The organism is Bradyrhizobium septentrionale, from assembly GCF_011516645.4.
GTDB classification, from domain to species: Bacteria; Pseudomonadota; Alphaproteobacteria; order Rhizobiales; family Xanthobacteraceae; genus Bradyrhizobium; species Bradyrhizobium septentrionale.
Window position 1 is genome coordinate 6594486 of record NZ_CP088285.1, and the last position, 25805, is coordinate 6620290.

At 59.9% G+C, this 25805-nt stretch carries 22 protein-coding genes; 18 read left to right on the forward strand and 4 right to left on the reverse strand.

Translation table 11 applies throughout. The features are described 5' to 3' along the window. Positions 1 to 237: 237 nt before the first annotated feature. From HAP48_RS33005 to HAP48_RS33015, 3 genes are all read right to left on the reverse strand, one after another. Entirely contained in the window at positions 238 to 1095 is an 858-nt protein-coding gene (locus HAP48_RS33005) for a hypothetical protein (RefSeq protein WP_166204035.1), read from the reverse strand. 351 nt (positions 1096 to 1446) lie between these two features. Further along, positions 1447 to 2055, reverse strand: a complete 609-nt coding sequence (locus HAP48_RS33010; protein ID WP_166204036.1) for a hypothetical protein — start codon at positions 2053 to 2055, stop codon at positions 1447 to 1449. Between the two features lie 95 nt (positions 2056 to 2150). Beyond that, positions 2151 to 5315, reverse strand: a complete 3165-nt coding sequence (locus HAP48_RS33015; RefSeq protein ID WP_166204037.1) for a glycosyltransferase — start codon at positions 5313 to 5315, stop codon at positions 2151 to 2153. Between the two features lie 839 nt (positions 5316 to 6154). Between HAP48_RS33015 and tnpA the strand changes: the two genes are divergently transcribed. The 4 genes from tnpA to HAP48_RS33035 all read left to right on the forward strand — a co-directional run bounded on the left by tnpA (position 6155) and on the right by HAP48_RS33035 (position 8851). After that, positions 6155 to 6550, forward strand: a complete 396-nt coding sequence (gene tnpA / locus HAP48_RS33020; protein ID WP_166204038.1) for an IS66-like element accessory protein TnpA — start codon at positions 6155 to 6157, stop codon at positions 6548 to 6550. Continuing rightward, positions 6547 to 6894: an IS66 family insertion sequence element accessory protein TnpB gene (gene tnpB / locus HAP48_RS33025; RefSeq protein WP_063676425.1), complete on the forward strand. Its 348-nt coding sequence runs from the start codon at positions 6547 to 6549 to the stop codon at positions 6892 to 6894. Before tnpA ends, tnpB begins: the two co-directional genes overlap by 4 nt. Before the next feature lie 46 nt (positions 6895 to 6940). Continuing rightward, positions 6941 to 8614 carry an IS66 family transposase gene (gene tnpC / locus HAP48_RS33030; protein WP_166204039.1) on the forward strand — a complete coding sequence of 558 codons (1674 nt, stop codon included), beginning with the start codon at positions 6941 to 6943 and terminating at the stop codon, positions 8612 to 8614. A gap of 69 nt (positions 8615 to 8683) precedes the next feature. Then, on the forward strand, positions 8684 to 8851 hold the full coding sequence (locus HAP48_RS33035) for a hypothetical protein (protein ID WP_166204040.1): 168 nt from the start codon (positions 8684 to 8686) through the stop codon (positions 8849 to 8851). A gap of 204 nt (positions 8852 to 9055) precedes the next feature. Here the strand turns inward: HAP48_RS33035 and HAP48_RS33040 are convergent, their stop codons facing one another. Next, a complete protein-coding gene (locus tag HAP48_RS33040) occupies positions 9056 to 10186 on the reverse strand; it encodes an acyltransferase family protein (protein WP_210292710.1) in 1131 nt (376 codons plus the stop codon). 783 nt (positions 10187 to 10969) lie between these two features. Here HAP48_RS33040 and HAP48_RS33045 point away from each other — a divergent pair. The 14 genes from HAP48_RS33045 to HAP48_RS33110 all read left to right on the forward strand — a co-directional run bounded on the left by HAP48_RS33045 (position 10970) and on the right by HAP48_RS33110 (position 25682). Beyond that, positions 10970 to 12481, forward strand: a complete 1512-nt coding sequence (locus HAP48_RS33045; protein WP_210292711.1) for a hypothetical protein — start codon at positions 10970 to 10972, stop codon at positions 12479 to 12481. A 489-nt stretch (positions 12482 to 12970) separates the two neighbouring features. Further along, positions 12971 to 13171: a Flp family type IVb pilin gene (locus tag HAP48_RS33050; protein WP_166204041.1), complete on the forward strand. Its 201-nt coding sequence runs from the start codon at positions 12971 to 12973 to the stop codon at positions 13169 to 13171. Positions 13172 to 14189: 1018 nt separating this feature from the next. Next, positions 14190 to 14390, forward strand: a complete 201-nt coding sequence (locus HAP48_RS33055) for a hypothetical protein (RefSeq protein WP_166204042.1) — start codon at positions 14190 to 14192, stop codon at positions 14388 to 14390. A gap of 431 nt (positions 14391 to 14821) precedes the next feature. Next, positions 14822 to 15328 carry an A24 family peptidase gene (locus HAP48_RS33060; RefSeq protein WP_166204043.1) on the forward strand — a complete coding sequence of 169 codons (507 nt, stop codon included), beginning with the start codon at positions 14822 to 14824 and terminating at the stop codon, positions 15326 to 15328. Between the two features lie 34 nt (positions 15329 to 15362). After that, positions 15363 to 16319, forward strand: coding sequence for a Flp pilus assembly protein CpaB (gene cpaB, locus HAP48_RS33065; RefSeq protein WP_234622337.1), 957 nt, complete (start codon positions 15363 to 15365; stop codon positions 16317 to 16319). Next, positions 16316 to 17512 (forward strand): CpaE/TadZ family protein, encoded by a 1197-nt coding sequence (locus HAP48_RS33070; protein WP_224496717.1) that lies wholly within the window; start codon positions 16316 to 16318, stop codon positions 17510 to 17512. The genes cpaB and HAP48_RS33070 overlap by 4 nt, the downstream gene beginning before the upstream one ends. Continuing rightward, on the forward strand, positions 17509 to 18942 hold the full coding sequence (locus tag HAP48_RS33075; protein ID WP_166204045.1) for a TadA family conjugal transfer-associated ATPase: 1434 nt from the start codon (positions 17509 to 17511) through the stop codon (positions 18940 to 18942). The genes HAP48_RS33070 and HAP48_RS33075 overlap by 4 nt, the downstream gene beginning before the upstream one ends. Next, complete coding sequence (locus HAP48_RS33080; protein ID WP_166204046.1) at positions 18939 to 19871, forward strand: type II secretion system F family protein; 933 nt, start codon at positions 18939 to 18941, stop codon at positions 19869 to 19871. Before HAP48_RS33075 ends, HAP48_RS33080 begins: the two co-directional genes overlap by 4 nt. Then, positions 19868 to 20755 (forward strand): type II secretion system F family protein, encoded by an 888-nt coding sequence (locus HAP48_RS33085; protein WP_166204047.1) that lies wholly within the window; start codon positions 19868 to 19870, stop codon positions 20753 to 20755. The genes HAP48_RS33080 and HAP48_RS33085 overlap by 4 nt, the downstream gene beginning before the upstream one ends. 84 nt (positions 20756 to 20839) lie before the next feature. Further along, the gene (locus HAP48_RS33090) at positions 20840 to 21292 is read left to right on the forward strand and encodes a hypothetical protein (protein ID WP_166204048.1); all 453 of its coding nucleotides are present in this window, start codon (positions 20840 to 20842) and stop codon (positions 21290 to 21292) included. A 16-nt stretch (positions 21293 to 21308) separates the two neighbouring features. Then, positions 21309 to 22640 carry a pilus assembly protein TadG-related protein gene (locus tag HAP48_RS33095; RefSeq protein ID WP_224497097.1) on the forward strand — a complete coding sequence of 444 codons (1332 nt, stop codon included), beginning with the start codon at positions 21309 to 21311 and terminating at the stop codon, positions 22638 to 22640. Continuing rightward, entirely contained in the window at positions 22640 to 23065 is a 426-nt protein-coding gene (locus HAP48_RS33100) for a TadE/TadG family type IV pilus assembly protein (protein ID WP_210292712.1), read from the forward strand. Before HAP48_RS33095 ends, HAP48_RS33100 begins: the two co-directional genes overlap by 1 nt. A 535-nt stretch (positions 23066 to 23600) precedes the next feature. Beyond that, a complete protein-coding gene (locus HAP48_RS33105) occupies positions 23601 to 25268 on the forward strand; it encodes a type II and III secretion system protein family protein (protein ID WP_166215391.1) in 1668 nt (555 codons plus the stop codon). Positions 25269 to 25280: 12 nt separating this feature from the next. Beyond that, the gene (locus HAP48_RS33110; protein ID WP_166204051.1) at positions 25281 to 25682 is read left to right on the forward strand and encodes a hypothetical protein; all 402 of its coding nucleotides are present in this window, start codon (positions 25281 to 25283) and stop codon (positions 25680 to 25682) included. Positions 25683 to 25805: the final 123 nt, after the last annotated feature.

The window sequence follows — 25805 nt, forward strand, 5'->3', positions numbered from 1 at the left end:
TTGCTCGATCGGGCGAATGCCCCGCGCAAGGCGTTGGCAGTCTGGTCCAGGCAGGGACAATGTCCCTACTCGAGCGAAAAACGGGCAGGTCCAGAAGCTTCATTCGCAGCTGCTCGATGAAGAGCGCAGCAGGCAATCGGTCACGCCGGCCGACGCGGGCAAGCCGCCGCTGGCGGTTACGCAGTGGCGACAATCAGAGTTGCGGCCAAGCAATGTGTTGCGGCGCGCTGAGGGCGCTTAGCTAACACCGAGAAGGGTTCGTAGCCGAAGCGGTAGGTCGGTCGCAACTCGCAATTCCTGGCAGCTCGCCTGCCAGGCATCGAGATAATTCTCCAACGGGATGGTGCTGCGCCCTGGCCATCTGTTCAGCGCCCCAAGTGCTTCCATGGCGCTCGGAGCGCGTTCGTATTCAGTGAGTATCGAAAGAGAGGCCACTTGGGCGAAGGGACTGAGGCCCCGCCCAGCCTCTAGCTTGGCGCGATGCTGCCCGAACCACGCGCTGAAATCCTTCATGTTGCCCTGTTCGACGGCCAGCTTGCCGTAGCGCTCGACGATATTCTGCCGATAGACGGCGACTGCCGCACCGAAGCCGCTATCGCCCCGAAACGGCGGATCGCGTGACCAACTATCGGCCAGCAAGCCGAGGCCCCGCAGGGAGAACGCCTCGACCATCGCCTCCTCGAGCCACTGGCAAGGCCCACCCGGCTCAGCATTCGCTCGCCAGGAGTTTGCCGTGACGTGACCGAGTTCGTGGCCGAACTGATAGGCCAGCCTCGACCAATCGCGCTCGCCGATGTCGACAATGATCCAGGCAAGATCGGCTTCGTTGGAATGCAGCCAGATTGCAGGTGGGCCGCCGGACGCATGTTCGTCGACCCGCAGGCGCGCGGGTTGATCGTCCGAGACAAGGCGCACGGCGTCGAAACAGGCCTCGCGCATGCGTTCGAGCACATGCAGCGCCGCGGCGGGAACCATGTTACCCCAGTCACCAGCAAGCTCAAGTGAGACCGAACGGAGGATCGGCCGGTTATCCGCGATCGGCCGGATCCTGCGTGTTGCTGGGTTCAACCGTGAGCCGTGTTTCGAAATGCTCATACAACGCCCACCAAGCGTACCGGCGCGCCAAGTTATCGTTGAGACGTAACGAACCACGCCTCATTTCGATCCTAGAACGACTTGCTCTCCTTGGCCCGAATAGGAGGCTTATTTGCTGACAGTCGGCGCATGCGCCTTGTGAGTCATCCAGCGCGAATCCACGAAAACCATCGCGATTAGCCTCGGTCTCCGGAACGAGTCGGACCGAACGAACAAACCGTCTATCTGAAAGAACTGATTTCCGCGGACCGTGTGCCCACAATATTGCAGACACGACGTCCAGCTCCGTGGTTCGGAGAGCATTTGGTCGACCGAGAGAGGCGCATCGTGCTCAGGTCGCGGGCCGATAACTCAATCAGTGGATGCGATCCCTCTCTCGCGTTTTTCAGTGCAACCTTTACCTAACCGGACGAGTGTTGATCCAACGCGCTCAACAACTGGGTATTGGCGAACGGCCCATGAATACCACGGTTGTCGTGGATACCAGTCATGTAGCAAGATAATCGGATTAGGCTTTCGCGATCGGTAGAGAACGTTCATCGCACAGACACCCCGCGCCACACCGTCGATCAAAAAGATGTCAGCATCAAAGATCGTATCGTCGGGAGCAAAATAATCGTCGAGCCCGATCGGATTTTCTTCGCGAGTCTCACCGTAGCCGTGCTGCCAATATGCGCTCGGTTGGCAGAGATAATACTGCAGGCGTTGAGACAGCTGCGACGAAGCCTCCGCGATCGGCTTCACAATGGCATGCCAATCCAGGTTGTGCTCGATTGAAACCAAGCCTTGAGAACCACTCATTTCTTCAAGCCACCTGATGGTCGAGGCTCCCGACCCCCACTCGATCATTAGCGCATTCGCTGGAGCTGTTCGGATGGCGGAAACAATGTATTCGACCTCGTCTTGCTCCATTTGAATTTTGTGCTGCCGGCGAAATTCGTCTATCGCAGAGATGCTCATTGCTGCTCCCCCATGTGGCAATATTCAGAGTCAACCGTTGCAGGCTCGGTCACGATGCAAAAAAGTTGCAAAAGGTTCTCGCGTAGCGAGTATAACTACTCAATATCCGCTTCACTTAGCCTTGAAATCAGGTACTTCCATTCGTTTTTGCGAATCTCCCAGTCAAACGTCGCTTGACAGAAGTCTTGCTGCGCGACCGCCAAATCCGGACGGCCTTGCCAAGGGTTGGCAATCTCGTCCCGTAAAGCTCGGACAAATTCATGAGCGTGGACTGATGAGTTATCACTCCACGGATAGAGCCGCGCAAATCCTGCTGTGGTCTCCGGAAGCGCTCCGAGGTTGGGGACAATTACGCGACATCCCGCCGCCATGGCGTCAATAACCGCAAGGCAAGACGTCTCTTCGAAAATCGATGGGTACGCCAAAAAATGGATGCCTCTGAGCGCGCGCTTGAGGTCCTCATTTGGCAGAAGCCCGTGATAAGTGACGCCGGGCGTATCGGAAGCTCGTGAAATCAGATCGCTGTAATCATGGTCCTCCATTGCATACAGTTTCATGGAAGACCAAACGTGCAACTCGACATCAGGCGCATTCAGTTCGTCCCACGCGTCAAGCAAGATCGACAGGCCCCGGAAGGGGGTGCTTGTGTATGCGAACTTCAATGGCAAAGCGCGCTTCCATGCTCTGCGCTGCGGATCAATCGATGTTGCGTTCCTTAGAACGACGCACTTGTGCCGCGGGATGTCGAAAGCGGCTTTGTATCTTTCCAGTTGCCACTGCGAAACGAACACAAATGTCGCCACCCGGGAAACCAGTTCGGGATCTGAGCACCACTGAACCGCTTGTTGATCCGCATTGTGGTGCATCCAAAGGACGAGGGGCCTTCCTGTCAAGCTTCCGATATCGAAGCTGTTTATTCTGAGGTCAATTTTTTCGTTCATGGTTCCGAGGCGCCCCTGAAGCGCCTCAACCATGAGTTCTGTCCCGCCCAGAGGCCGGGTTGGTCTGAAGCTGGCGGCCGATTCTGCCGTCACGTTCCTGCGTGGTTGCGCGGCCGTCAGTATTGCCCGATGCTTGCTGATATATTCGCGTCCCATCGAGCCGAGTTGATCTCGGTAGAAACCCAGGTTTTTCGCGAGCCGCGGGTCGTTGGGCTTCGCGTTCAAAGCTGCTTCGCCGTGCTTGATGGCCTTATCAGGCAAGCCAAGATGGTGGTACGCCAAGGCTGTAAGATCATCAATGCGGAAGCCCCACGCGTCGGGGTCATCCAAATAGGATCCGGTCTTTCGGCAAATGTGCAAAGCCTGACTGCAACTCCAAAGCAGATTGGTCCACTCGGACTTCGAGTGGTAAAGCTCGCTCAGGTCGAGCCATAGTTCTCGCCTGTGTCGCGCGATTGCGAGTCCTTGCTGAAGCCAAGCTTCAGCCTTGTCCTTCTCGAGTTTCGCAAGGAAGCGCATCGCCTCGGACCGCTCTTCCTGCCAATGCCAGGGAAGCGACAAATAGCGATGAAAGAACTCAGCCGCTTCCGAGTGTCTTCCCACGTACATCAGTTCGCGCGCAAGCCAGAAGCACAGCTGAGCGTCGGCGGGATCTTCCCTGTGCGCCAGTTCCATTAGTGGCAGGTATTGGGCGCGGCTCTTCGTTTCATCCTGCTGTTGTACGATTAGAAGGTCGTGCGTCTCCGCCACCTTCTCGTCGGTGCCAGTATATTGAAGATCTTCGTGTACGGCGCGCCGCCAGCGATAACCTGTTCGGCTGTGAATTTTGCTCTTTCGAAAGATCTTGTGCTGTCCCGGCGCAGTGGTGCCCCTTGCGAAACTGTATGCAAGACGTGTGGTGTCATCGTTCCACGTCTCCAACAGTTTTTGGCGCCAGCCGCTGACGAGCATTTCGTCCATATTCAGTGCGATGCAGATATCGACGTCTTCGGGAATGAGAGCCAGGCAGGCGTTTCGTGCATCGTCAAATCGCCACGGCTTCACTGTGGTACGATGCACGATTGCGCCGGCGGCTTGGAGCAGCGCGACCGTGTCGTCCGTACTGCCGGCATCAGCGACGACGAGGAGGTCTGCGTCGGCAGCGGATTTGCACCAACGCTCGACGTGCGCCGCTTCGTTCAGCGCAATCGTGTAGACGGCAATCCTCTTGCGGGGGCGCGCAGCCAGCTTCTCTCTCGCGAACTGTTCGTTCGCTTCGATCCTTGCGCGGTCAGCCGCCGGCAGATGCGGGCCGGACGACAGAAGCTGCTGGCAGGCGGCTATGCTCTCCTTGTAGTGGCCGGACCAATATGCATTGACCGCCAGTTCGTCGAGCAATCCGTAGCGGTAGATCCAGTTCTCGACAAACAGACCTGAAGCGGGAAGCGGGATGTCGATCCCGCGTTGAGCAAGCCGATAGCCTTCCTCGAAGCGCTCAGCCAAGCGGCAGAATCCGCTTGCGCCATGTAATGCCTCGGCGCGGCTGGGCAGAAAATCGGCGGCGCGCTGGTAGGATTCGATGATTTCTTGCGCGGGAAACTTGAGTTGCTGCTTTAGTTTCGCGGCTTGATAGAGCGAGTAAAAGGCTTCCTCGGTCCAGAAGCCGAGCTCGGCGCGCTCCAGATAACGCGAAAGAGCCTTATGCTGTTCTCCGCAGTCTCGCCAGCTTTGCGCAAGGTAGAAAGTGTAACGAGAGCGCATGAAGGGGTCGGTTTCGGTTTGGAGCGCAGCCTCCAAGATCGCGGCATCTCTCCGGTAGGTGTTCGGGTCGCGGCGGCGTGCCCCATCGTGGTTGCGGCGCATGAAAATGGGGAGGTGGTCCGAGGAATTCGCCGCATCGCAGGTCAGGAACTCATGCAGCACGCCGCGATAGCACCAGGGAAGGGCGTTGCGTACGAGCTGCGTGCGTTGATACTGAATTGAACTGTCTTTGATATCAACGGAGTATGAATCGGCGGTCAGGTTCGGGAGCGCATTGTCGACCGGAACCTCAAACGCATCGTCTGCGTCTATGATGAGCGAATAGTCCGCCTTGTTGCGCGCGAGCAAGAGTGCTTCGCTGCGATTGTTTGCGAAGTCCTTCCAGGGCCGCTGATGCAACTCACCGGGCTTGCCGTGCGTTGCGAAGAAGCTGCGGATGATGTCCTGCGTTCCGTCGGTCGAGCCGGTGTCGCAGATCACCCAATAGTCGATAAGGGGAAGCACCGATCGAAGACAGCGCTCGATGACCGGCGCTTCGTTCTTGACGATCATGCTCAGACAAATGGTCTGCTTGGCCATTCTGATGCCAACGAATTAGGGAGTTGCAACGGAATTAGGACAGCGCTGCAAATTCGCCGTCTCGTTGTCGACGATCATGTTGGGGCAAAGCCGCTTGGCATCTGACACTGCGCGAACTCTATGATTTGTCGTTAATCTGCGCCAGAGCGCTGAAATATGCTGGTCCGATCGAGACGAACGAGCAATCTTCATCCGCCATCCCTCGATATTCTTTAGAGTAATCCAAATTTGCAAAATAAGGAGAGCAGAGCTCCTTTACGGTGAATCGGGCGCGTTGGCGAGGCCGCTCCGTATTCGATTGGAACTCGGCTACGCAGACATAAATTGAAAATCCCTTGCGAGGGCTTTTCTAATCTGCTTGTGGAACCTCTGGAAGGCTCGTCTTTCAAGGTATTCTCTAATTTCGATCGCTCTGCTGGCGGCTCCCCCGCAACAGGCCAGCAGGATGCAAAGCGAAAGGGCGACGAGACATCTCGCGCGCTTCGGCCAAGCCTTCCCGTCCCAGGCCTCCCCGCCCCAATCCGCAGTCCGGCGTCCGGTTGGCATGTCAATAACGGCGGGCCCGCTATAGTGATCCTGCCCGACCTCCCCGCCGTCTTCCCAGACCAGATCGCACAGGCGGAGGCGAGGGCGTCCTGCGTGATCAAGGCGACGGAGCTCGCACGGCCGCTGCTTCCGTTTCCCGAATTGCTCGATCGGGAGAATGCCCTGCGCAAGGCGTTGGCAGGGCAGGTTCAGGCAAGGACAATGTCCCTGCTCGAGCGAAACGTGCAGATCCAGAGTATCCGTCCGAGGGCGGCCGTCTTGCGAGTTTTTCCGATCTGTAGCTGACTGTCCTTATGGACGTACATAAGGACAGTGCGGTGCTGAGCCGCATGGATTTGGTGGAGACCGGTCGGCGGCGACGCTGGACGCGTGCGGAGAAGCTCAGAATCGTAGAGGAGAGCTTCTCGGGGCCACGACTGGTGTCGGCGACGGCTCGCCGGTATGGGATATCACGTCAGCTTCTGCTGAGCTGGCGCAAGGCTTGGACCTGTCATGATCCGGCCGAAGAGGATTCGATCGGCCCGACATTCGTCCCTGCGATAGTTGCGGCAAGTACGCCGCCAACGACGGAAGCTGTCGAGACAGGTCAGATCGAAATCGTGAGCCCTCAGGGGCTGCGCGTGGTCTTCGGCCCCGGTGCGGATATCGAGGCGGTCGTTCGAATTGCTCGGGGCCTGGCGCGCCGATGATCCCGATCCCGACGGGCGTGCGGGTGTGGCTGGCGACGGGCCATACCGACATGCGGTGCGGCTTTCCGAGCCTGGCTCTGCGCGTGCAGGAAGTGCTCAAGCGCGACGCCATGGGCGGCGGTCTTTTCTGCTTCCGGGGCAAACGCGGTGATCTATTGAAGGTCATTTGGCACGATGGCCAGGGCGCCTGCTTGTTCACCAAAAGACTCGAGAGAGGCAGGTTCATCTGGCCATCGGTTGCTGGTGAATCGGTAACGATCTCTCCGGCGCAGTTGAGCTATCTGTTGTCCGGGATCGATTGGCGCAACCCTCAAGAAACCCAGCGTCCGACGCGGGTCGGATAGTCGTTTTACGGTTTGAATCTGCGGCTCGATCTGATTCAATGGCTCCATGATATCGAAGCCGGATGATCTTCCATCGGACCTTGTCAGTGCCCTGGCGGCGCTGCAGGCCGAGCGTGAGGCGCGACAGAAAGCCGAGGCGAAGGCCGCCAACTGGCAGGCGCAAGCCGCGAATGCGCAGGCGAAACTGTCGGATACCGAGGCGCTGATCGCTCATCTCGAGTTGCGCATCGAGAAGCTGAAACGCGAACTGTACGGGCAGCGCTCCGAGCGCACGGCGCGGCTGCTCGAGCAGTTGGAACTGGAGCTCGAAGACCTCGTCGCCACGGCGAGCGAGGATGAGCTTGCGGCGCAGGCCGCAGCGGCGAAGACGCAGAACGTCCGCCCCTTCACGCGCAAGCGGCCGGTGCGCAAGCCTTGGCCGGACGACATCGAACACGAGCGCGTCGTCATTGACGCTCCGACGAGCTGCGCCTGCTGCGGCGGATCGCGGCTGGCGAAGGTCGGCGAGGATGTGACCAAGACGCTGGAGGAGATCCCGCGTCGCTTCAAGGTCATCGAAACAGTGCGCGAGAAGTTCACCTGCCGCGATTGCGAGAAGATCAGCCAGCCGCCTGCGCCGTTCCATGCCACGCCGCGCGGCTTCATCGGCCCACAATTGCTGGCGACGATCCTGTTCGACAAGTTCGGCATGCATATCCCGCTCAACCGCCAGAGTGCGCGCTTTAAGGCCGAGAGGATCGATTTGCCGCTGTCGACGCTGGCCGACCAGGTCGGCCACGGGACCTTCGCCGTCATGCCACTCTTCCACTTGATCGAACGCCATGTGCTCGCTGCTGAGCGCCTTCATGGCGATGACACCACCATCCGTATCCTGGCGAAGGGCAAGTGCACGACCGGGCGGATCTGGACTTATGTGCGGGATAACCGGCCCTTTGCCGGGCCTGCGCCGCCGGCGGCGGTCTATTACGCCTCGAGCGACCGACGAGGCGAGCATCCGCAGAAGCATCTGGCCGCCTTCGCCGGCATCCTGCAAGCCGATTGCTACAACGGCTTCGAGCCACTGTTCGACCCGCAGAAGAAGGTGCTGCCGATTACGCCGGCGTTTTGCTTCGCCCATGCGCGGCGGGGCTTCTTCGAGCTGGCTGACATCGAGAAGAATGCCCGGGAAGGCAAGAGAGGTAAACCGGTCTCTCCGATCGCGCTGGAGGCGGTCAGGCGCCTGGATGTGTTGTTCGAGATCGAGCGCGCCATTAACGGCTGCGGCGCCGAAGAGCGGCGCGCCGTGCGCCAGGAAAAGAGCAAGCCGCTCCTCGGGGACATGCACGCCTGGTTGCTGCGTGAGCGCGAAACCCTCTCTCGCTCCTCCGAGGTCCTGAAGCCTATGAATTACATGCTCAGGCGCTGGGACGACTTCGCCCGCTTCCTCGACGATGGCAGGATCTGCTTGACCAACAATTGTGCTGAGCGCGCATTGAGAGGCATCGCCTTGGGAAGGCGCAACTGGACCTTCGCCGGCAGCCAGCGTGGTGCCGACCGTGCCGCCATCATGCTGACGATGATCACGACCTGTCGTCTCAACGACGTCGATCCGAAAGCCTGGCTCGCCGACGTCCTCGCCCGTATCGCCGATCTTCCCGCATCGCGTCTGCACGAATTGCTGCCCTGGGAATGGAAGCTCCTGCGCCAAGCCGACAAGCCCGCCGATCAGCAGGCCGCCTGACCTTCACGCAACGCCATCATAGAGCTCGCCGTACCCGCGCGCATGCGTCCATCACGCGGTCCTCGTCGTATGCGTACGATCCAGAAGCTTCATTCGCAGCTGCTCGAGGAAGAGCGCAGCAGGCAATCGGCAGCGCCGGCCGACGCCGGCAAGCCGCCGCTGGCGGTCGCGCAGTGGGGACAATCGAACCCGGAGAGTTGCGGGCGGCTCGGAGGGGATTCCGGGACGTGTTACTGAGAATGGCAAGTGCGGCGTGGGGCCATGACCTCGCCGCTGAATGGCACGACCGACGGCAATGCTGCCGTGAAGGTCTGTCCGGCGGCAAACTAGCCGTCGATGTCCCCGTATTTTCGCGGATGCAGCTGTACGCCGCGCGGCATGCACCGCGAAAGCGGTGGGTGAAAGTAACTCTCGCGCTGGGCGGTCTGCCAGCATAGGTGCTTACGCCCTCGCTGCGAGATCGGCCGGTCTTCTTTGGAGCGATCTGACCGCGTCGCGCGCGGGTCTTTCGATGACAAAATAGGTGAGGACCGAGATGCCAAAGGTCGCAACGATCAGTGCTGCGTATACCCAAATCGACCACGTGTTAGACACACCGAAAGCAAGTCGGAACAAGAGGAAGACGATGAAGTGCATCAAATAGATTGAATAGGAAATGACGCCGAGAAAGTGCAGTGCCTTCGATCCTAGCAAGCGCGATGTCGCCGAGGTCTGATCTGTCGCGGCGAGCACCACGAACGGGAACAAAAAGACGAGCACGTGCGAATTTGCGAGGCCGAAGTACAGCAAGACCAGAATGGCGCCGAAGCAGAGCCAGATGACGGCTGAGAACTTCGTGCAGAGCTTGTGGATCTCGTCCCGCTGCTCAAAGCTCGAGAACGCGATCCATCCCGTCGTGAAGCCAGCGATTCCTCGCACGAGATTCACCCAGTAGCTCCAATGGCTCTCTGCGACATAGAGCTCGGGGTTTGTCAACCGTTCGTCGAAAAACCTGACGAAAAGAGCGTAGGAAACGGCAGTGAGTGTGATGACACAGAGCAGTTTGACGTTTTCCGAACGCGGCGCCCTCAAACGCAGCAGCAGCGGAAACAGCAGGATGTAGCAGAACCATTCGATTGATATCGACCAGGACTGCATGTTCCAATGCACGCCGGTACCGACGACCGGCCAGGCGTTCAGCATCAACAACTGCAGCACAAAGTCGGTGAGGGCCGTGCTTGCGGGATAGGTCGTTGGGTTGACGATAACGGGCAGCGTATAGGTCGCCCCGACAATGATTAGCGTGACAAGATACAGGGGATAAATGCGAGCGATCCGCGCTGTCAGGTAGTGCGAGAACTGAAAGTTCGTCCCACTGTAGACGTACGAAAGCGTGAAGCCGCTCAGGCAAAAAAACAGATCGACGGCGGCATCATGCCAGAAGAAGAATTCTTGGAGGTCATAGGGCAGTGTTGGATGGAAGTGCGCCAGAGCGACGACCGTCGCCGCAATTCCGCGCAGCCCTGTGAGCGCCCTCAGCTCCAGGCGCGGAAGGTGCGCAGGATTGCCTTGCGCGATATGACGAGATTCCAAGCTTGCGCTCTCCCGTTCGCGTCGCAGGCACTCGTAGCATCAAGACAGTCGCCGAACAACGTGAGCTCGCGTGGAAGTCGCGTTCATGGTTAGCCGGCGTATGAAGCTGCCCGAATTTCGGCGGCGTCACGCGTGCGATCACTTTTGGAGTTGGACCGCCCCTCCAAATGAGCTGAACTTGTCAGGGTCTATTGATTTCGCTTGCGCTTTTTTCACGCTGTCACGGCGGGGGTGAGTGGCGCCTCTCGCGCCATCTTTTCAATAACTTAGCTCAGGTTTCCGACCTCGCGGCTTTGACATTTTCGAACGTCGTTCTTCGGCTTCCTCGAGCTTCTGGCCTCGATGACACGACACGCGTGTCATCGAAGCGCCGGACGCTTGCCACGTGACTGCGGTGTTAGCCATGCGCGCAGCTGCTTGTTGCGGTCGACCTGTGTTTGCCGTTTTGTTGGATTGATTGGAGCGCCGCCGGCGTCGCCCTCGACAGCGCCTGAACGGCGCCCGTCCTGCGACCGCCGTACCGCGCTGCTGCCGAATTCGAGCCCCGGATGGTGCGGCTCTTCAATTGGCGTAGTTCAAAGCTCCCGGACAAGGAGCGCCGCAGGCCAGCTGTCGCGCCGACAGCGCCGAGCATGCCGTCGCTTGCGGTCATGCAATGGCGGCAATCCAAGCCGCAGAGGTGAGGCCGGCTCGCGAGCTGCTGTGGAGCCGAGCGAATTTGGCGGCCATTGGGTTGCGCCTATGGGTTGAAGTTGACATTGATTGGCATCCGGGATGGCGAGCATGCTTTCAAGCGATCATTCGGTACAAGTGGATCCAGAAGCGAGGCTCAGCGCTGCCCCTGAGCAGAGCGATCACCTTCGGGCCTGGCTGCCGCTCTTGTTCGCGGCCACGGCGTACCTGACGCTTATCGCCAGGATGGTCAGCCTGTTAAGCGACGCCGACATCTATTGGCATATCGTGGTCGGGCAGTGGATCATTGATCATCGTGCCGTACCGCACGTTGATCTGTTCTCCTTCACGATGCCCGGCGCACCCTGGATCACCAGCGCGTGGTTGTCAGAAGTCCTTTATTGCGCGGCGTTCAAATTGGCCGGATGGCCAGGGCCTGTAATGCTTGCCGCGCTGTCGGCGTCTGCAGCGATTTTTCTGCTCACTCGCCTGTTACTGAAAAGATTGCCGAACGTGCCGGTCGTGATGATGGTGGGAGCCGCAATCGCCATGACGGCGACCCACACGCTGGCCCGGCCGCATGTCCTGATCTTTCCGTTGATGGTGCTGTGGGCTAACGCCCTGATAGAGGCAAGCGAACAACGACGAGCGCCTTCACTCTGGTATCTCCCACTCATCACTCTCTGGGCGAACCTGCATGGCAGCTTTACGCTGGGCCTGGCGTTGATCGGGCCGTTCGCGTTGGAGGCGCTTTGGACCGCAGATAAATCCGCCCGCGTGTCGGTCGCGCTGCAATGGCTTCGATTTGGCGGGCTTGCACTCGCGGCCGCCTGCATCACCCCGTATGGACCGGAATCGATCCTGGTCACACTGCGCATTTTGAAGCTGGGATCTGTTCTTTCAAAGATCGGCGAGTGGCAACCGCTCGACTTCGGCGAAACAAATCCCGTAACAATATGCTTGCTCGCTGGCGCTGCCTACGTCCTGTACAGCGGACTCAAGTTGCCTCCGATCAGGATTGCCGCGCTGCTCGCGGTCATCTGGCAGACCCTCGCACATGTACGTTATGTCGACGTTTTCGCACTGGTTGCGCCGTTGTTCGTTGCGGGTCCGTTGGGCCAGCATCTTTCGTGGCACCGGTTGCAACACCGGAAAGTCGTACAACCAGCAAGGACAGCGTTTGTCGCGGCTATCGCCGCCCTCGTTGTCGCGACAGGGTTGATCGTGGCGACGGTGGACAACACGCCGCCACTCGTTCCGCGCGCCGCCGTGGAAAAGCTCAAGGAGTTGAAGGCCAGTCGCGTCTTGAACGACTACTACTTCTGCGGATATCTGATGTTCCAGGGCATTCCGACGTTCATCGATTCACGTGCCGAACTTTATGGGCCGGCCTTTATCAACCGCTATTCGCGAGCCCTTTCGCTGCAGGATATTCCGGACTTCGTCCGATTGCTCGACGAGTACAAGATCGACACAACATTGCTGCTCCCGTCGACTCGAGCTGTTGGTCTGCTCGATCGACTGCCGGACTGGGAACGGGCCTATGCCGATGAGGTGGCCGTCGTCCACGTTCGGCGCACGCATCCACTGAACGCGGAGCCCAGGAAAACTGGGATTCCTTGAAATGCCGTTCGTTCGATTGCAAGGGCGCGTTGCGACAGCGAGGCATCTGGATGCGTCAACGCTGCTGTCTGTATGTTGAACGTCGTTGGCAGGCCGAGCCCCAGACGCTGGATCTTGGAACGCTCGCGCCGGTGCGGCCAGCGTAGCGACGCCAGTGCCGAAGGCCACAGAACAAACGGAGGTGGCCGATGACATCATCCGATCGTCGCTTTTTGTAACTGGTCGTCCGATTGTTTCCAGGCAGCAACGGCTGGATACGAAACCGATGCCGGCCGTGGCGGCGGCTCCGATTCTACGCGGGAATTTTCGGCAATTTTGTCGCACTTCATGCTTTTCCCCGCGCAAATACGGGGGCGCCCCTGCCACAGTAAGGTTAAGGAAGAATTAGCAGTGACAATTTAATGCGAGATACTGTAAAATTTAACCGTTGGCACTGGGATTGCCCGCCGACGGCTTTGTAAAATTCATCCTAGTAAAAAGGATTTTTCCATGTCCAAGTTTTACAACAAGACCACCGACGCGTTAAAGCGTCTGCGCACGGACAAGGACGGCGTTGTGTCGTTCGAGTATATCATCGTCGCGGCTTGCATCGTCGCCGTGGTGATTGCCGTGTTCAAGACTGACAACAGCGTCTCGACTGCTCTGGCCGCGGGTATCACCAAGATCTCCACCGCGATGGCTGGCCTCTGATTTGACCGTTCGTACAGGGCGGCCGGGTCCTGCACCTTAGGGCGTCGCTCTTACATATCAGCGAGTGGAGGCTGCTGGACTTAGGCACGCGTGATCCCGTTGCGATCTGTCTTCTGGCTCGCACTGCCTAGATCCTGACAGCGAAGTCAAGCTTGCCTCCACTCAGGGTTGCTCGGTTGCTCGCCGTCGGCATGATCTTGCCCATGCACGCCACGCCGACCTTTTTGCACTGATTTCGTCCTTCATTGCCGATCCGTTAGGCGAGCATCTTTTCGTGGCGCCGGCCGCAAGGCTGGAAAGTCATCCCCGCAGCACGGACAGCATTTAGCGCAGCGATCGCAGCCGCCGTTGTCGCGACCGGGGTGATCGTGGTCGACCCGCGCGCGACCATTGTGGGCATTCACCCGGTGTGCGCGAGTTCATCCGTTTCAGGATCTGGTCGGCGAATCGAAGATCGACACTATGCTTCTCTCTCGTCGACCTGGACTGTCGGTCCGCTCGATCAACCGCCAGACGGTGAGTGGACCTAATGTGGGCGAGGTGGCCATCATCCACGTTCGGTGTGCGCTGGACCCGGATCGAGCGCCAGCACCACTGTCAAAGCGGTTTCGCCGTTACTTGAAATCGTGCCCGGGCCAAGGGATGCTGAGCACGGCTTGCGGGAATTTGCGCCGAAGCCTCTGCTGCATTCCGCATGCTCTACATGGATCATGTCCGCGCCGCTTTGCCGCATGATCCGCCTTGCTTCGTATCCCCGGAAGTCCCACACCGTATTCGCACGGACCGGCGCCGAGGCGATTGCCGAGCGTAGGGAATTCTCAGTCATCTCAAGGGATTCCGGCGATTGTCTGCGCAGTAGCCCTGCCGGGCGCGTCGCTGGCGGATGCGTTGGTAGGGTTAACGAACGATTACCGGATGACAGTCAACTGGCGAGACATTATAAACAAATTCCAGTTGGCACCGGATTTTGCTCGCCAACGGTATTGCGTAAATTCATCGTAAAAAGGGATTTTTTCCTATGTTGAAGCATTACATCAAGGCCACGGAAGCTCTGAAGAATCTGGTCGCCGACAAGAAGGGCGTGGTGTCGTTCGAGTACATCATCGTCGCGGCTTGCATCGTCGCCGTGGTGATCGCGGTGTTCAAGACCGACACCAGCGTCTCGTCTGCGCTGCACGCCGGGATCAGCAAGATCTCGACCGCTATGGCTGGCCTCTGATTTGACTGCTGGAAGGGGGGAGGCCAGCGGCTTCCCCCGTACCCGCTGCCCATATACTCAGGATTTCATTTTACAGGTCGGATTGCACGGACGTCTCGTTTTTGAAAAGCCCCTCAGGCCAAGGAAGGATTTTTCCGGTGTTGGGGTATTGCGCAAAGATCATTGAAGCTTTGAAGCCTCTCCGTACGGACAGGCGCGGTGTAGTGTCCTTCGAATACGTGATCCTCGCTGTTTGTGTCGTGGTCGCAGTGATCGCCGTGTTCGGTCCTGGCAACGATGTCTCGGCGGCGCTAACGGGCGCGCTCACTGCGATCAGTAATGCCATAGCCATCGCATCTGGAGTTTGAAATCGCCGTCTGACGGAGACATTTGAAGCTTCGACAACCCTTTTTTAGACGTGTATTTTTTTACTGTTTTGAGGCGTGTATTTGATGAGTTGGATTGTTTCCATAGCCTCGGTCCTCCAAATCCTGTTGTTGCTGTATGTGGCGACGATCGATGTCGCGACGCGGCTGATCCGAAACGAGATTTGTCTGGCGCTGGCACTGCTCGGGATCGTGAGCCAATTTGCCGGCCCGATGCAGGTCGCGGAGTCGCTGGTCGTCGCCGCGATCCTGTTTCTGCTGCTGTTCGCTATCTACACACGCGGAGCGATTGGCGGCGGCGACGTCAAGTTGCTGGTTGCCCTGGCAGTCGGCCTCCCGCTGACCGGCGTGATCCAGTTGCTGACCGTCACTGCACTGGCCGGCGGCGTTCTTGCCCTCGCGCATCTGGTGATGCGCAACCTGCCATATCCGAGATTGGCTCCCGCCGGATCGTCGTTCGCGCGCCGGGTCTACGCGGTAGAGCGCTGGCGCCATCTGCGGCACGCACCGCTGCCGTATGGCGTTGCCATAGCCTGCGGTGGCATCTGGACGATTTTGAGCAAAGGATTTTGAGATGTCTTCCGCTTTGCGTATTTCGATCATCGTCGTGCTGTTGCTCGCAACCACCGCGTTCGGGCTGATTGCTTTCAACATGAACCAGCCGAAACAGGGCCCCGTGGCGATCGCGGAGAGCGCGCCGGCGGCGGCCGCACCTGCGGCGCCAACGACGGTCGGTTATTTCGTTGCGGCGCGTGCGCTGCCAAGGGGCACATTGGCCCGTGACGAGGACTTCGCGATACGTACGTCCGCTCCGGAAAGTGTTCCGGCGGGAGCGATCCTTGAGACGCCCGACTCCAAGGCCGGACTTCCCGGTGCTCTGGTTCGCAAGTTCGTCGACGCCGGCAGTCCCGTGACGTTGCAAGACATCTTGCGCCCGAAGGATCGAGGCTTTCTCGCCAGCGTCCTGGCACCGGACAGCCGTGCCATCAGCATCAAGGTTGACGAGGAGTCCGGTGTCTCCGGCCTGATCAGGCCGGGCGACTACGTGGATGTCTTGTTGACCCAGGTGTTCGAGAAGGGAAATCCGGCGCGCCGTGCCCTGAGCGAAACCGTTTTGCGCAACGTTCGGGTCATCGCTATCGATCAGGAGATCGTGCAGGGCGGGCGCGGCATCAGTGGCGTGACAGGCAAACAGGCGCAAACCGTGTCACTGGAGCTTGGGCCTGACCAGGTCAAGAAGATCACGGTCGCAAAACAGCTCGGAACGCTCTCGCTGTCCGTGCGCGCGGCTGTCGACCAATGGGACAAGCCGGACGGCGGCGCCATGTCGAGCTGCGATGTGTCGCCTGAGCTTGCCCGTCAGAATGCAGTTGCCGGCCACACGACAGCGGTGGTGGTTCATTCCGGCGGTGAGCGTAAGGAGTTCTCGGTCAGGAGAGAAGGCCCGGACAACGGCCTCACGGACGTCAGCTGCGATGGGTCGCCGGAGGCTGCCCGCCAGACTACTCCAACGACGACGGCGGCGGCGGCCGGCTACTCCGGCAAGTTGCAGGAGAAAAGATGATGAACATGGCAATGGTAAGTCAGCCTGAAGCTGTATCCGTCGTGGCGCGCGACCGGGTCGTCTGTTTCGTCGATGACGAGCTGAGCGCCGCGGCTCTGCGCAAAGGCCTCGAAGGCAGCAACCTGGCGATCAAGCGCGGCACGATCCGCAACGCCATACGGATGCTCGAAACCGACACTGAGCTCTATGCACTTGTGGTCGACATCAGTGGTATCGATGATCCGTTTACCGAACTGGAAAGGTTGGCAAGCGTCTGCCCACCCGACGTCCGGGTGTCTCTGATCGGTGAGAGCAGGGAGATCATTTTCTACCGCGAGCTGATGGAAATCGGCGTGACGGAGTACCTTCCGAAGCCGATCACGCGTGACATGGTGCTGGACATGCTGCGCCCGAAGCTGATCGGCGACGTGCCGACCAGTCATACCGATCGTGGCGGGCATGTGATCTCGATCTGCGGGGCACAGGGAGGCGCTGGAGCAACCAGCATCGCCATCAATCTCGCACTGCAACTTGCCGAGGCCACCAAGGCCAAGGTCGCGTTGCTTGACCTTCATCTGCAGAATGGTGAAACGGCAGTCATGCTGGGCGTTCAGCCCGGGCCAGGGCTCCGGACTGCCCTGGAAAACCCGATGCGGGCGGACACGTTGTTCCTCGAGCGCGCGGCAATTGATGTCAACGAGCGGGTTTGCCTGATTTCGGCCGCTGAGGATCTGGATGCGCAGCTCAACATCACTGAGGCTGGCGTGCGACACGTGCTGGGTCTGCTCCGTCAACGCTTCAATTACATTGTCGTCGACATACCGGTCCCGTTTGGGCCGTCGATGCATCCGGTACTCACGCTATCGCGGCACGTTCTCGTGCTGCTCGAAGCCGAAGTGACCGGACTTCGCAATGCCCACGCGCTCCGCAACGCCGTCACCAACATTGCGGGCAAGGATCGGGTCTTCACTTTGCTCAATCGGGCCAATCGGCCCGGGGGCCTTCCCAGGGCAACGATCGTCAAGGCCCTGGGCGCGGAGCCGGACATGGTGATTCCCGATCTCGGAAAGGGGATGACCCAGGCAGTCAATCTCGGAATTCCGGCTCTCAAGCACGTCAGGGGATTGCGACGTTACCTTGCCCCGATCGTGCGGGAGATCACTGGTGTCGGCGGCCAGCGGAAGGGACGCTTACGGAGGCTGCTCGGGCTATGAAAAAATTCGGGAGGCGCGCAGACGACCCGGCGGCCCGTTTGCCTTCATTGACGCCAGTGCCTGAATCGCCACCGAGCCTATCGACGGTAAGCGTGCCGCCGCCGATACCAAGCTTGCCGGAATCGGCGCCAGGCTTGACGCCGAGGCGCGACGAAGCCCCGGTTCACCATCATCATCCGGTGATGTCGGCCTCGTTGCGCGAACGGGTCATCGAGCAGATCGAACCGTCGGCGGCTGCAACGGTTCCGCGCGACGTTCTGCGGCGGCAGATCGAGGAAATCATCCACGGCATCGCCAATGAGGAACGGCTCGAACTGTCGGGTCGCGAGCAGCTTCTGCTGGCGGACGAGATCGCGGACGACATGACCGGCTACGGTCCGCTCCGTCCGCTCCTGCTGGATGAATCAATCAGCGATGTGATGGTCAACGGACCGAGCAACATCTATGTGGAGCGAGCCGGCAAGCTTGAGCGGATCGCGGTGCGATTCCGCGACAACGATCATATCGCATCCGTGGCGCAGAAGATCGCCGCGCAGGTCGGGCGGCGTGTCGACGAGTCCAGTCCGATGGTGGACTGCCGCCTGCCGGACGGCAGCCGCGTCAACATCATCCTTCCGCCGCTGGCGATCCATAGTCCCTGCATCTCGATCCGAAAGTTCCCGAGCCGGCGGCTGAACATCGCCGGGATGATCGCGAACGGCTCGATGAGCGCGGGCATTGGCCAACTGCTCGAGGTCGCTTCCCGCTGCCGCCTCAACGTCCTGGTCTCCGGCGGCACCGGCTCCGGCAAGACGACGATGCTGAACGCCATGAGCCAGTTCATCGACCACGGCGAACGCGTTGTCACCATCGAGGATGCGGCGGAGTTGCAGCTGCAACAGCCGCACGTCATCAGTCTGGAAACGCGGCCGCCGAGCCTCGAAGGCACGGGGCAGGTGACGCAGCGAGATCTGCTCTGGAACGCGCTGCGCATGCGTCCCGACCGGATCGTGGTGGGCGAGGTGCGCGGCGCCGAAGCATTTGACATGCTGCAAGCGATGAACACCGGCCATGACGGTTCGATTTCCACGGTGCATGCCAACAGCACCCGTGACGCCCTGACGCGTGTCGAAAACATGGTGCAGATGGGCCAGGTCAATCTGCCATCGCGGGCGATTCGAACTCAGATCGTCGCTGCATTGGACATCATCGTCCAGGTCGAGCGCATGCGGGATGGACAGCGCCGCATTGTCCAGATCAGCGAGGTGGTCGGCCTGGAAGGCGAGGTGATCACGACCAACGACATCGCCATGTTCGAGTACAAGGAGGAAGACGTCCACGGCAGGATCCAGGGCGCCTACAAGTCGACCAAGGCAGTCCCGAAATTCAAGAGCCGTCTTGTCTATTTTGGGCTCGAGCGAGCCTGGGCCGAGGCCATGGAGCACATATGATACCGCTGTCTGTGATCGTCTTTGTCCTTGTGCTGCTGATGTGTGCGGCGTGCACGTCGTTGTGGCTCGACGCTCGACAGCGACGCATCAATCGTCAGGTGGCGATGGCTCTGCCTGCCTCGCATGCGGCCAGCCTGCCCTCAATTCGTCGGGCGGAGACCGGATCCCGCTCGCAGTTGCTCAACCGCTTGGTCAATTACAGTCCCGAGGTCCCTTACGCATGGCACCCGGCCTATGTGGTGCTTGCCGGTATCATCACAGCAGCGGCATTCTGGATTGCCGTTAGCCCGTTGCAATTTTCCACCACCAAAGTGTCCATCGTGGCTGCATTCATAGCCATCATGGTGGTGCGGGGTCTGTTCGGATGGCAGGCGCATCGTTTTACCGACGGACTGTTCCGGCAACTGCCTGACACGGTCCAGCTCGTCACAAGCACCGTTCGATCCGGGCTGCCCGTCCACGAAGCGTTCCGGACCATCGCTCGCGATATGCCGCAACCGACAGCCGGGCAGTTTGCGATTGCATGCAGCGAACTGAATATGGGCAGGCCTCCGGAGGACGTCATCGAAGGCATCTACCGGCGAACGCAAGTGGCCGAATACGGCATCTTTGCAGTGACGCTTGCCGTGCAGTTGAAGTCAGGCGGCAGCTTGGCCGAAACCCTGCAGATCCTCGGAGATACCGTGAGGCAGCGTGTTGCGCTGGCGGCCCGCGCGAAGGCTCTCGCCGCCGAGGTGATCTTTTCGTCACGTGCACTGTCGCTCGCGCCGTTCATTGTCGGTGGCGTGATCTACTCGCTCAATCCGGAAACCATCGAAATATTGTTCCGTGATCCGACCGGAAACATCATGCTGGCTTACGCGGCCGCTTCGGTGGTTATCGGACACTTCGTGATCCGTTGGATGATCAGAAGGGACACAGCGCTATGACCGCAGGTCTCGGCCTGGTCGCTCTCGCCATCGCAGCTGCGACTGCGACCTTCCTGTTGCTGATCCGCGAAATTCACATCCGTGCATTGGACGCACGGGTGTCGAACGCGGTGCTGGGTATCCCTGACGAAACGGCACGCTCCAAGGACATTGTCGGTTGGTTCTCATCGCTGGGTGCGCGGTATCGGCGCTTCTATGCCGAGGAAAACATCGAGGAATTGCGAACGATCCTTCAATCGGCCGGTTTCAATCATCATCGAACCCTGTCGATCTGGATCGGTGTCAAGATCTTCTGCATGTTTGCGGTCCCGATCGCTGCCTTCCTCTTTGCGCAGCTGTTAGGGGCGAATTTGCTGGTCTTCGGGCTTGTCGGCGTGGTGATCGGGATCATGGGACCGCGATTGATCATGCTGTCGCTGAAGCGGCGTTTCGATGCTGCCATTCGGCTCGGCATGCCGGATGCCATCGATTTGCTGGTCGTGTGCAGCGAAGCGGGAATGGGCCTGGAGAGCGCGCTGCAGCGCGTGGCGGTTGAAATCAGCCAGACCAATCGCCCCATGGCCGGCGTGCTGACCGATCTGCTCGATGATCTCCGGATCCTGCCGAATCGCTTCGACGCGTTCGAGAAGCTGGGAGCGAGGTCGGAGGGTCTCCGCCGCTTCGGCACCATGATCAGCCAGAGCCTGCAATACGGAACGCCGTTGAGCCAGGCCCTGCGCAGCATCGCGTCCGACCTCCGTCGGGAACGTATCACCAAGCTGGAAGAACGAGCCCACAAGCTGGGCGCCAAGCTGACTGTTCCGATGGTGCTGTTCCTGCTTCCAGCGATGTTCGTCATCCTGGGCGGAGGGCCGATGCTGAACCTCCTTCGTGCGTTGAGGTGAATTCAGATGCGGACGGGAGCCAGGAGCGTGGTTACCTTTGCGGCACCGGTCTTGACGAGCCTTTCGGCCGCGTCGAGGTCTGTCGTGAGCCGCAAATCATCTTTCCTGGCGGATCAACGCGGCGCCGTTGCGCTTGAGGTCCCGGCCGTCTGGCTTTTCCTGATGTTGATCGTGCTCTTGCCGCTTGCCGACATTGCGGTGGCGGGCTTCAGGTTTATATCGGCGCGGCAGGCATTGCGTAACTTCGGGCAATCCATCCTGTATTCCCCGCCACCGGACGTCACCAGCGCGTCCAGTTGGGCATCAACGGCACTGGCCAAGGCCGACACCCGTTATCCGATTCCCAGCATTCAGCTCATTTGCGGCGAGAGCAATTCTGTCTGCGATTCAACTAACTCTGATCCCTCCCAGCCGAAGTATTATGTCTACACAACAACGGTCACGCTCGCGCCGATAGTGTTGAATTCGCTGTTGTGCAAGAGCACCAATGCCAATCCCTGTTCGTTCACGCTAACTTACTCTGAGCGATTTCAATAGGTGACCCATGCCTAACATGCTCCGTTGCCGTCGAGGGTCTGTAGCGTTCGCAACCTCCGTTGCCTTGGTGCCGTTGGTCGGATTTATGGCACTCGGTGGTGAAGCTGGGTCTTGGTACGTCACCAAGCAGCGCGTGCAGGGGGCGGCTGATGCGGCCGCCTATGCGGGCGGCTTGCGGCTTGCGTGCGACAGCGCTCCACAGCCTGGCGTCATGTGCAACAATTCGCAGCCCTACGATTACCGCGGCAGGCAGGGTGCAGCTCAAAATGCGTTCTGCAATTCGGGCGACACGTCATATCCTGGTTCCAAATGCACAACGAGCCTCCCGAGCGGAATCTCACAGAGCGTGCAGGTCGCTTCGCTGACGTCGTGGAACGGGACCGCGGGCAATTTCGTCCAGGCTACCGTTAGTCAGCAGCAGCCGGCATACCTCGCTAAGTTGCTTGGTTTCTCGACGATCAACGTGGCCGCGACGGCGGTCGCCAGTGTTGCTGCTGGTTTAGCGAAACCTCCCTGCGTGCTAGCGCTGAAGGACCCTGTTACGTTCCAGGGTAGCGCCACCGTATCGTCGCCAAACTGCGGCATTTCGTCGAACAGTGCAGCGGCAAATGGGATCGGCTTCGTCGGCAATTCGGGGATCTCGGTGAATGCGCCGAGCTACACGGTCGGCGGCTGCTCCCAGACGGGAGGAAGCCAATGCACAGGCGTGCAAACCTATCAGCAACCGATCCCTGATCCGCTGAGTGCAGTCAACACGGCGCTGTCCGCGTTGAAGACGTCAGATTTTGCGAACCAGATCAAGAACGCAGCACCCCAGCCATATGAGACATGCAGCTGTTACAATACTAATCCGACGTTCAGCTCCACCACCTCCTTAAACGGCACGTACTATTTTTCGGGGAACATTACTATCAACGGCAATCCGACCATAACGGGAACGGCTACCTTGATATTTTTCGGAAGTGGTACATCGCTCAAATTTACGGGAAACCCCACGATCAAGCTTACGGCGATGGCGGCGCCTACGGGGCCGTCGGTATTGTCGGCATCGGTTAAGGCTCTTATGGCCAAGCTTCTCATCTATGATGGTGAGGCCTATTCGAAGCAAGGCGTCAACATCAGCGGCACCTCCAATAGCTATTTCAATGGCACGGTTTACATTCCGAATGCTCCCGTCACGTACGGAGGCAACTCGTCGGGTGCCCCTAGCTCCGGTTGTTACCAGGTCATAGCCTACGCTGTGTCATTCCAAGGCAATACGACGCTGGACAACTCTGGATGTGTCGGCTCTTCGGGTACCGGGTCGGCAGCAGAGCCTAATGTCCAAACCGTGCGTCTGGTGCAGTGATGAGAAAGCTTGATCAGCGCGGCGTCGCGGCGTTTGAGTTTTGCATCGTCGCCGTCGCGATCTTCACGTTGATCTACGCCATCTTCGACCTCGGACGTTACGCAATCGCGATGCAGTCATTGCGGTCGCTCGCAGGCGCTGGTGCGCGGGCAGCCATGCTCGCCGACTGCTACACAAACGCCGCACTCAAGATAACAACAACCGTCACCTGCAGCGGTGACATCTACCTGAGTGACACAAAGAAGAGAGCTCTTGTCCCCTTCCTGTATGCCAACGGTCTCTCGCCTACACTGACCACGGTGACGGGAAGCTCTGCAGTGACAGTTACGGCATCGCTATCGGGTTTCAGCATGATGTTTCCAACCATATGGCCCTCAACATTCAATAACCCGAGCGCCTCCACCCAGATTCCGTTACCAAACTGAGAGTGCTTCTGCCGGGGTTCTGCGGAAGCACGGTGAAGCAAGAATCACGGAAGCACGGGCGAGCCAGCCCCCGACCCATTGCCAGCCTTGGGCTGACAACATCGGCACTCCGGCCGACGATTCGTTGCGACAAATTGGCATGGTTGCTGCGCCGGCCGCCCGCCGCGCTTGACGGTGGTCGGTCGGCGAGGGTGTGGGCACCGCCAGACAGGCCCTAAAGTGGTGCGCGCTGGCAACATCGGGGAGTTTTCTCCGGCGCTGCCACATCTTCCCGAAGGTCTTTCCTTGCAATCGAAGCGTGCGGCGGGGGATGATCTCCAGACCGCGTTTTTGCGGCTGGCGGGTGCCCCGAGGCGGGGTCTCGGGCTGGGTGGGCTCCTTGCCCGGCGCGCCAGGAATAGGAATTTGCAAGTAACTATTTGTAGTCGGACACATTGTAAGCTCTGTGGCGTGGTGGGCGAAGGAGAGTTGCCAGAACGCTGAGGGCCGTAAAGTTACGGAATTGCCGCGAGGTGCGCGGCGGAGGGGATTCGAAATGAGTGGCGGTCGCGTGTGGGGTAGCGCGGAACGTGGTTGTTTCGCCTTTAGCCTGGTGGCTCTAGGCGCTGCGCTTGCCTTTTTCCCTTCCGCTGATCGCGCGAAGGCGGCAGAGCGTCGGGGCTCTTCCAGCAGCGGCGTGTTCGTCAGCGAGATGAACGACGTCCAGCGCGTCAAGGTGACCCTCAACAAGTCGCGAACCTTCAGGGTCGATACGGCATTTTCGACGATCGTTGCGGGCTCGCCTGATGTCGTCGACGTGAAGTCGCTCAGCGACCACCTCATCTACGTCCAGGGCAAGAAGACCGGCACTACCAACGTCATCCTGTTCGACAGCTCGATGAAGCAGATCGGCATTCTCGATGTCGAAGTCACGCTCGACATCGGCAATCTGCAGCAGAACATTCAGGCCGGCACCGGTACGCGCGGCATTCGCGTGTCTGCCTCCGAAGGCCAGGTGGTGCTGAGCGGAATGGCCGCCGATGCGGTCGCCGCGGAGAAGGCGATGACGATCGCCAAGGGCAGCGTTCCCGATGGCGGCATCGTCGTCAATGCCATGAGCGTCGCTGCGCCGCAGCAGGTGATGCTCGAGGTGCGCTTCCTCGAGGTCGCCCGGACGGCGGGCCGTGACCTCGGCGTGAACCTCTTTGCGGCGAACGCCAACGGCACCAATGTCGCGAATACAGGGCTGGGCGGCATCGCGAGCCCGGGCGTGGGTCGAGCGCCGATCGGTGGTATCAATACCGCCACCAATCCAGTCCTGGGCGCTGGTGGCAGTCCTGTCGGGTCCGCCCCCACAGGCAGCCTGCCCCTGCTTGGAACGGCGCAGACGCTCATTGGCGCCGCCGGCGGCGTAGCTCCGGCCCCGTTCGGAAGCCTGCTGACCAGCATCTTGAGGACCAGCAACGGCAGTTCAGTGGACCTGCTGATTACTGCACTGGAAACGAAGGGACTGGCGCGCCGGCTGGCGGAGCCGAACCTGACCACGCTTTCCGGCGATGCCGCGCGCTTCCTGGCCGGCGGCGAGTTTCCGGTGCCGATTCCGAGCAACACGACCGCCGGCTTTCCCACGGTGACGATCGAATACAAGAAGTTCGGTGTCGAGCTGGCTTTCGTGCCCACCGTGCTCTCGCGCGGCGTGATCAACCTCCGGGTCGAGCCCTCGGTCAGCGAGCTTGATTTCGCCAACGCGATCACGATCCAGGGCACGAGCGTTCCATCGCTGACCCGCCGAGACGCGCGCACCACCGTCGAACTGCGCGACGGCCAGAGTTTTGCGATCGCCGGCCTGCTGCAGACCCGCAACCGGCAGGACGTCTCGCAACTGCCCTGGATCGGCTCGGTGCCCGTGATTGGAACCTTGTTCAGCAGCAAATCCTATCAGCAGGAAGAAACCGATCTCGTGATCATCGTGACGCCGCGCCTGGTCGCGCCGGCGGCACCCGGCCAGCAACTGGCGTCGCCGCTCGACTCCCGCTTGCCGGCCAACGATGTCGATTTCTTCCTCAACGGCCAGATGGAAGTCCGCAAGCGCTACGACGACTACGTCAATTCCGGCGGCGAGGTGAAGGGACCCTATGGCCACATCATCGCGCCCGATGCGGTCGTACGCGCTCCGCCCCCGGCCGTTGGTGCAAACCAGCCGGTCGTGAAAACCCTGAACTAGAGGAGGCGAGAGATGACCATCAGATATCTGGCTTTGCTCGCCCCCTTCCTGCTCGGCGGCTGCTACGGCGTTTACGGGCATGACGAGATGGACCGTTACGTCCAGCGTTCCGACACCATCACGATGAGTGCCGGCAACGCCAAGGAGGTCAACGCCGTCACCCACACGATCCACCCATGGCCGGCAAATGTCGGCGATCGCAGGATTGCGTACGATGCGCGGCGTACGGGCGGTGCGATAACGCGCTATGGCAATCAGCAACGCCCGCTGGATCAGCTTCCCGACATGGGCGAACCGACCAAAGCGATGGGCCAGGCGCCGCCCGTCACCACAATTCAGAACGTCAACACAACCGGATTGGGGGCGGGGACCGGAGGATCGGTGGCGGTCGGGGTAGGCGGAGGAGGCAGGTAACCAGCTGAAGGTTCAGCCTCTCGGGTAAGTCCGTCTGCTGGGACAGAGAGTTTGGACGTGAGGCTGTGACGTTGGGTTCTGGCGCAGACTGTGTTCGGTCGCGCGGTCTGTTTTTGTAGGTAG